Origin of the sequence: Rhodococcus sp. 66b, assembly GCF_002076325.1 — a bacterium.
GTDB classification, from domain to species: domain Bacteria; phylum Actinomycetota; class Actinomycetes; order Mycobacteriales; family Mycobacteriaceae; genus Rhodococcus_F; species Rhodococcus_F erythropolis.
Window position 1 is genome coordinate 1 of sequence record NZ_MUZB01000038.1, and the last position, 6,970, is coordinate 6,970.

The window sequence follows — 6,970 nt, forward strand, 5'->3', positions numbered from 1 at the left end:
CGGTGAACTGCGTCAGTTGCATGATCTGAACCTACATAATTCGCATCTGAGATGACTATTTATGTGAGGGGGATCTCAAACGAAGGCCCAACGCACCACGTCGACATGGTCGAGAACGCTGTGAAGCGGCACCGACCGTGCAATATTGGTTTGTTGCCGAAAGGTCGAGTCGAGCACATCGTCCCGTAGTGCACTCTCAGAGGACGGAGGTAAATCCGTACCGTCGACGCATTTCCTTGAGGTTGGCGACGTCGTTCGTGCTGAAACTCGTTGCAGCTGACCATTGCAGCGCTTGCTCGTAGTCCTCTCGCCATTGGTCGATCTCACGGGCGGTGAGGCGAGTGACGGTCGGTTTCTGTCCCCCGGCTACGGGTTCGAATTGTGCCAGAAACACGGCGAGCAATGCGGCTTCGCGCCGACATCTGCTCGTCATGGCGTCACCGTCTTAACGCTGATTGCGGCCGTACGGAATGGCACTGCAATGATCCCGCAAGCATCGATCGGATCTCGGTGAGACAGCTCGATGCGTCGAACGCAACGACGGACAAATAATGTACAGGGACTTTCGTTCCGGAAAAGCACTGTGCTACATAGTTTCATTGCTGGTGGAGCTCCATTCGGCCCCGACCTCATGAAGAACGAACAACTTTCAAGTAACTCACCGTAACAGTTCAATCCGGATTATCGCTAACCCCAAGCTATCCACGGTTCGCTCACCTACATCGCACCCAAACGGCAACTGTCGACGGTGTAACGGCTGTGGGGACTCGATCTGGAATCGGTCTGCCGCCGAAGACCGTCGTACACTTTTGCGTCGAGCGACTTATCAACAGTCGAGCTTGAGATCGCACGTGTAGGCATCGGCCCCATGTTGCACGGTTCGGTCCGTCGCGCGCTGTCCGCAAGGGATCGGCAGGAACAGGCTTTTAGATATGAAACCACTCCCGGCCAGGAGTGCTGTGCCGGGTCCAGTACAGCCGAGGGTGGTCGGTGAGAACCTGTATGCCCGACCGGATGATGAAGACCATCAGAAACAGATTGAGAAAGTGTTGCGCACCCAACCATGCAGGAAGGGCAGACGTTTCCCCTGGGCGGACCTCGCCGACTCCGAGGTGCTGTTCGATGAACACCTGCACCGACGACAACCCACGCAAGTGCTGTGCCGCAGCCATTGTCGCGATCAGGACGACGAATCCGATAGGGAGCAGCCAGAGCAGGTTGAACCGCTTGCTGTGGCCGATGCGCATACGAGGTGTGATGCCGGTGGCATATGGCACCGAACCCGCCCAGGTGACAGGGTCGACGACGTCCGCGCCTGGGATCAATTGCGTGCGGAAGCTTTGCGCCACAGTAGGAGTCCGCACGGCATCGGGGTCCGCTCTCGGCGCTGTAGACGGATCGGTGGAGTCAACCATCGGTTACATCCAAACGCTGTAGGTGACACCGGCTAGGTAACTGGCGTGCAAAAATTGTTCGAGGACCTGACCCTGCTCATCACTATTGGTCGGAAAGTCGGCTTACCTGAGTTTTGTCGGCTACCGCGTCGTATCTCGGAGCGTATATGCGGACATGTCGGGAACGACCCATTCCCCGCCGACTTCGTCGATCGGGAGAACATCGAGGACGATGTCCGGATCCAACGGTATTGCTCCGAGGATCCGGGGAACCCGTGTGTCTGCACCAGGAGGTGATGGGTTGCGCTCGTCCCACCTGATCGAGACCCCCGCTGCAAGGAGAGCATCCTGATCGACAACTACCACTACCAGTGGAAGTCGGAGGTCTCCGTACACTGTCGCGAGAACATTCTCGAGATCCCCTGCAGTGGCAGCGTGGACGAAGCCAACCTGATCGAGAGTCTTTGCGCGGGTTGATCCTTCATATTCTCCGAATCGTTGAGCGCCTTCCCAGTCATCAGCAAGGGCTATGTGAAAAATGCATTCGTTCATCGGGAACCTTTCGTGGAAGTGGTCCGGGTGTCAGTGAAGACATGCGGTCAACACCTGGAACAGGGAGATGATCGCACTGATCAACAACACGACCTTCACCAACTCGAAAGCGATGTACACCACGTGTGTCCTCGAACGAGGTAAGACTTCTCCGGCAAGGATTCGGTCTGACCGTTCACTCAGCCGTGGTCGGATCGCCGCAACCTGAACAACGAGCACCGACACGGCTAGTACAACGAACGTCAACGCGGGGACGGCAGGTTTCGCGACCGCGCAAGATGCCAGCAATATCAGTGCCAGAACCAACTCCACCGCGTTCAGCGCGGTGAAAACCTTGCGGCCGATCCCGAGCCCGATGGCCAGGCTCACTCCGGGAGCGCGAAACTTGATCGGTGCTTCCAGGAAGGAAATCGCAGCGACCATCCCGAGCCAAAAGACCGGCAAGATTAATTGCGCGTAGCGTGCCGCTTCGGTCATAGGCCATCGACCTCACTGGACGGGATCGAGTTCGGTCCTTCCACTACGGCTGTGGAAATCTTCCTTCTAGCTGCATGTTCTTCGGTCCTCATTCGTTCGACCATGTGCGGGTAATGCAGTTCGAACGCGGGACGCTCGGAGCGGATCCGAGGCAGTTCGGTGAAGTTGTGCCGCGGCGGCGGACAACTTGTTGCCCATTCGAGCGAATTTCCGTAACCCCACGGATCGTCGACCGTCACGACCTCTCCGTAGCGGTACGAGGTGAACACGTTCCACACGAACGGCAGCAGTGACGCTCCGAGAACAAACGAACCGATCGTCGAGATCGAGTTAAGCGTGGTGAATCCGTCCGAGGGTAAGTAGTCGGCATACCGCCGCGGCATGCCTTCGGCGCCGAGCCAATGTTGAACCAGAAAGGTTGTATGAAAACCGACGAAAGTCGTCCAGAAATGCCACCTACCGAGTCGTTCGTTCATGAATCGTCCGGTGATCTTCGGGAACCAGAAATAGATCCCGGCGTATGTGGCGAAGACGATGGTCCCGAAGAGAACGTAGTGGAAGTGCGCGACGAGGAAATACGAATCGGTGACGTGGAAGTCGAGGGGCGGGCTCGCCAGTATCACCCCCGACAGACCGCCAAAGAGGAAAGTGATCAGAAATCCGAGCGAGAACATCATCGGCGACTCGAAGGTCAGTTGTCCTTTCCACATCGTTCCGATCCAGTTGAAGAATTTGACCCCGGTGGGTATGGCAATGAGAAAACTCATCATCGAAAAGAACGGCAGCAGAACGGCTCCCGTGGCAAACATGTGATGTGCCCACACTGCCGCCGACAGCGCAGAGATGGCGATCGTCGCGTAGACGAGTCCGGCATAGCCGAAGATCGGCTTGCGGGAGAAGACGGGAAAGATCTCCGAGACGATCCCGAAGAACGGTATGGCCACGATGTACACCTCGGGATGCCCGAAGAACCAGAACAGATGTTGCCACAGGATCGCACCACCGGTGGCGGGATCGAAGAGATGCCCGCCCAAGTGTCGGTCCACGAGCAGACCCATCAGCGCTGCGGTGAGAATAGGAAAAGCCAACAACACCAGGATCATGGTGATGAAGACATTCCACGTGAAGATGGGCATCCGGAACATCGTCATCCCGGGTGCTCGCAAACAGATCACGGTGGTGATCATGTTGACCCCGCCCAAGATGGTCCCGACGCCGGCCAGTGCGAGTCCCATGATCCACAGATCTCCGCCGACACCTGGTGAATGCAGTGCACTGGTCAGCGGGGTATATCCCGTCCATCCGAAGTCCGCGGCTCCGCCCGGGGTGAGGAATCCGGATACGGTGATGAGCGCACCGAACAGGTACAGCCAGTAGCTGAGCGCGTTCAGTCGCGGGAACGCGACATCCGGTGCACCGATTTGCAGGGGAAGTATGTAGTTCGCGAAGCCGAAGACGATCGGAGTCGCATACAGCAGCAACATGATCGTGCCGTGCATGGTGAAGAGCTGGTTGTACTGCTCGTTCGAGAGAAACTGAAGACCGGGGACGGCAAGTTCGGTCCGGATCAGCAGGGCCATCAATCCGCCCAACATGAAGAAGGCGAACGAGGTGACCAGATACATCACGCCCAGCTTTTTTGGATCGGTCGTGGTGGCAGCGGAATAGAGGAACGTGCCCTTGAACCCCCGGCGTTTCGGGTAGGGCCGCGAAGGAAGGAGTTCTGTCACAACGGGAGTCATGGGCCACCCTCACTGCTCGCCGAACGGCGGTCCGCCATCCGGATCGCCCGGGTGCGGATACCCGCCTACCAACTCCGTATCGACGCCGACGCGACCACGCTTCGCGGCCCCACCCGGAGATCCCACCACCTCGGCCGCTCCGGGTAGTAGACGATGAAAGAAGTGAGCGTTGTCGTCGATGAAATCTTCCCAGCGGGCGGGCACGTCGGATTCGTACGAGATGGCCTCGACCGGGCAGACCGGTTCGCACGCTCCGCAGTCGATGCATTCGTCCGGGTGGATGTAGAGCGACCGTGCCCCTTCGTAGATGCAGTCCACCGGACATTCCTCGACACATCCTCGGTCCATCACGTCGATACATGGTGCAGCGATCACGTACGTCATGAGCGGCCTCCAGGACACTGCCTATTTTCGAGGACATCTTTCCTCTAAAGTCTTACAGTATGGCGATACGAAAAGGAACAGGGTCGGCACGCGCCGGTACTCATGCAGTACTGGCGTCACGGCGCCGAGTCCAACTGCTGGACGCCCTGCGAGCCGGCGCGGAATCGATGACCGCCGCCGAACTGGCCGATTTGTGCGATCTGCATGTGACCACAGTTCGGTTCCACTTGAACGCACTGATCGAGGTCGGTCTGATCGCGAAGGAGACCGAACACAACGTCACCCGTGGGCGTCCACGCCAGCTCTACCGGGCACAGAATGCACTCGGGTCAGGAGTCGGCGCCACCTCCGGATACGAAAAGTTGGCTCACGTTCTGGCGGCCCACTTCGCACGCCAGAGCGACGGCACCCCGGAGAACCTCGCCGAGGCTGCGGGCAGACAGTGGGCGAGCGACGAACTCGGCGCAACCTCCGGAACCGGCCGGCCGACAGAAGAAGCAGCGCTCGTCGTCACCACCTTGTTCGCGGAGATGGGGTTCGATCCGGAACTCGAAACCTCGACATCACCGACGCGGATCCGATTGCACGCCTGCCCGTTCGAAAGCGTCGCCCGACAAAACCCCGGCGTTGTCTGCTCCTTGCACCTGGGCTTGATACGCGGGGTCCTTACACGACTCGGCGCACGCCAGATCGAGAGCACGCTCACCCCCTGGGACACCCCACATACGTGCCTGGCACAACTGGAGCAGCAATGACACACAGGATCGTGTACATCGATGTTGCTGTCGCGCAGTCGCATTCCCCTCCCCCGCTCGTTGTGGGACCGCCGGTGTACTCGCACCTATTCGCCGTTTCGCGGACCGCACCGAGACAGGAACAGTTGGACACTTCCTCACGGCAAGGGATTACATCCCATGAGCATCTATCGCATCATCTGGTGGGTCGCCGCAGCGGTCCTTACCGCGTCAGGGGGGATCGTCGCATTCCTCACCGTCTCTGCCGACGTACTGATATCGGCGATGATTGCCGCAGTATTGATCGGAGCGGGTTCACCCTGGTTGCGACCGATCACACTTCGCGCTACCCCACCACCGCGAACCCTCCTGGCGATTGCGCTACGAGACGGCGCTACGTGGGCGGCAGTCGTGGCCGGTGTCATCGGATTGATCGCGCTCTCCGGCGCTGCTGCCTTACCGCTGATACTGCTGATGACCCTCACCTCTCCCCCGGTGTCCCGCTATTGTCACGGCAGGGTCAAGTTCACCCAGTCACCCCCGTGCTCGCCGACAAGCCCTCTGATCCACACCAGCGCCGTCGAGGTGCCGCTTCTTCCGCTACCGGACTGCAGCGACCTGTCGAACGAAGCTCTGTGCCGATGTTGGCGCGTGAGTTATGCGGCGCTGCAACATGATCCATCGACACCGACTCCGGACGCGCTGCACCTCGCGCGTACCCGCGAGCGTTACCTCGACGAACTCGAACGTCGCGATCCTCGAGGATTCGCCCGATGGCTCAGCAGCGGCGCTCGTGCCGGTAGTGACCCCGCGAAGTTCCTCACCACACGAGATCATCCGCAACCCCCGACACAGGCCTGATGGAACCTCGTGCACGATGCCGATACAACTACATGATCCCGGGCGGACTTCGATCACGACTGTGTAGATGCCGCACACACACCAACCACCAGAGAAACCTGCTCGCAACCTCGTAGCCGACGAGCCGAAAACGACGTGAACCCTCGACGGCACCGGACAAATGACAGAAAGCGACCATCGTGGAAAAGATGTCTTTGACAGCGCTAGCGCGCCAACTCGCCGACAAGGCGGAAAACTCGAAGAGCGGCCGCAGCGCTCGTACCGTGTACGGCGGCCATGAGCACGTCCTGCGTCAAACTGTCATCGCGCTGGCTGCGGGGCAAAGGCTCGACGAGCACGAGAACCCCGGGGAAGCGACCGTCTACGTGCTCACCGGTCGGGTACGCCTGTGCGCAGCCGAAAACGCGTGGGAGGGCTCATCCGGCGATCTGTTGATCGTCCCGAATGCTCGGCATTCTCTCGAAGCGTTGGAGTCCTCGAGCGTACTGCTGACCGTCGCCAAAACAATCTGAAAGTATCGACGGCCTTCTGCGGCCACTGATTCGACCGTTATCCTTCTGTTTCGTTGTCGATCACGATCGAGTTGCCGAACTTGTGCCCTGCTCTTTCTCTGGGTGCGGGTCTGCGGCGCTGTCTCGTGTCGATGACAACCGACCTGTGAGGTAAGTGCATTGAACCGATCCGAGACCAACGCTCCGATCGCCCCTATGTCCTCGGAGTCCATGACCGGCGGCACGTCCGGCCCGTTGAACTCTGCCCTGCTTGATGCGCTGAAACAGCGCGTTGTCATCGGCGACGGAGCGATGGGCACCATGTTGCAGGCCGC

The 6,970-nt window shown here is 59.4% G+C and carries 9 protein-coding genes; 3 read left to right on the forward strand and 6 right to left on the reverse strand.

What is annotated here, in order from left to right; all coding sequences use genetic code 11:
• Nucleotides 1-196: 196 nt before the first annotated feature.
• From B0E55_RS31005 to fdxA, 6 genes are all read right to left on the reverse strand, one after another.
• Entirely contained in the window at nt 197-433 is a 237-nt protein-coding gene (locus tag B0E55_RS31005) for a hypothetical protein (protein WP_007733004.1), read from the reverse strand.
• A gap of 493 nt (nt 434-926) precedes the next feature.
• A complete protein-coding gene (locus B0E55_RS31010) occupies nt 927-1,415 on the reverse strand; it encodes a molybdopterin-binding oxidoreductase (RefSeq protein ID WP_241896195.1) in 489 nt (162 codons plus the stop codon).
• Between the two features lie 120 nt (nt 1,416-1,535).
• On the reverse strand, nt 1,536-1,946 hold the full coding sequence (locus B0E55_RS31015; RefSeq protein WP_007733000.1) for a DUF952 domain-containing protein: 411 nt from the start codon (nt 1,944-1,946) through the stop codon (nt 1,536-1,538).
• Nucleotides 1,947-1,976: 30 nt separating this feature from the next.
• Nucleotides 1,977-2,423 carry a hypothetical protein gene (locus tag B0E55_RS31020; RefSeq protein WP_007732998.1) on the reverse strand — a complete coding sequence of 149 codons (447 nt, stop codon included), beginning with the start codon at nt 2,421-2,423 and terminating at the stop codon, nt 1,977-1,979.
• Nucleotides 2,420-4,165, reverse strand: coding sequence for an aa3-type cytochrome oxidase subunit I (gene ctaD / locus B0E55_RS31025; protein WP_007732995.1), 1,746 nt, complete (start codon nt 4,163-4,165; stop codon nt 2,420-2,422). The genes B0E55_RS31020 and ctaD overlap by 4 nt, the downstream gene beginning before the upstream one ends.
• Before the next feature lie 9 nt (nt 4,166-4,174).
• On the reverse strand, nt 4,175-4,549 hold the full coding sequence (gene fdxA, locus B0E55_RS31030; protein ID WP_007732994.1) for a ferredoxin: 375 nt from the start codon (nt 4,547-4,549) through the stop codon (nt 4,175-4,177).
• 59 nt (nt 4,550-4,608) lie between these two features.
• Between fdxA and B0E55_RS31035 the strand changes: the two genes are divergently transcribed.
• From B0E55_RS31035 to B0E55_RS31045, 3 genes are all read left to right on the forward strand, one after another.
• Entirely contained in the window at nt 4,609-5,304 is a 696-nt protein-coding gene (locus B0E55_RS31035) for a helix-turn-helix transcriptional regulator (RefSeq protein WP_019749589.1), read from the forward strand.
• A 159-nt stretch (nt 5,305-5,463) separates the two neighbouring features.
• Entirely contained in the window at nt 5,464-6,144 is a 681-nt protein-coding gene (locus B0E55_RS31040; protein ID WP_080911168.1) for a hypothetical protein, read from the forward strand.
• A gap of 179 nt (nt 6,145-6,323) precedes the next feature.
• Nucleotides 6,324-6,656 (forward strand): cupin domain-containing protein, encoded by a 333-nt coding sequence (locus tag B0E55_RS31045; RefSeq protein WP_007732991.1) that lies wholly within the window; start codon nt 6,324-6,326, stop codon nt 6,654-6,656.
• The last annotated feature ends 314 nt before the right edge of the window (nt 6,657-6,970 follow it).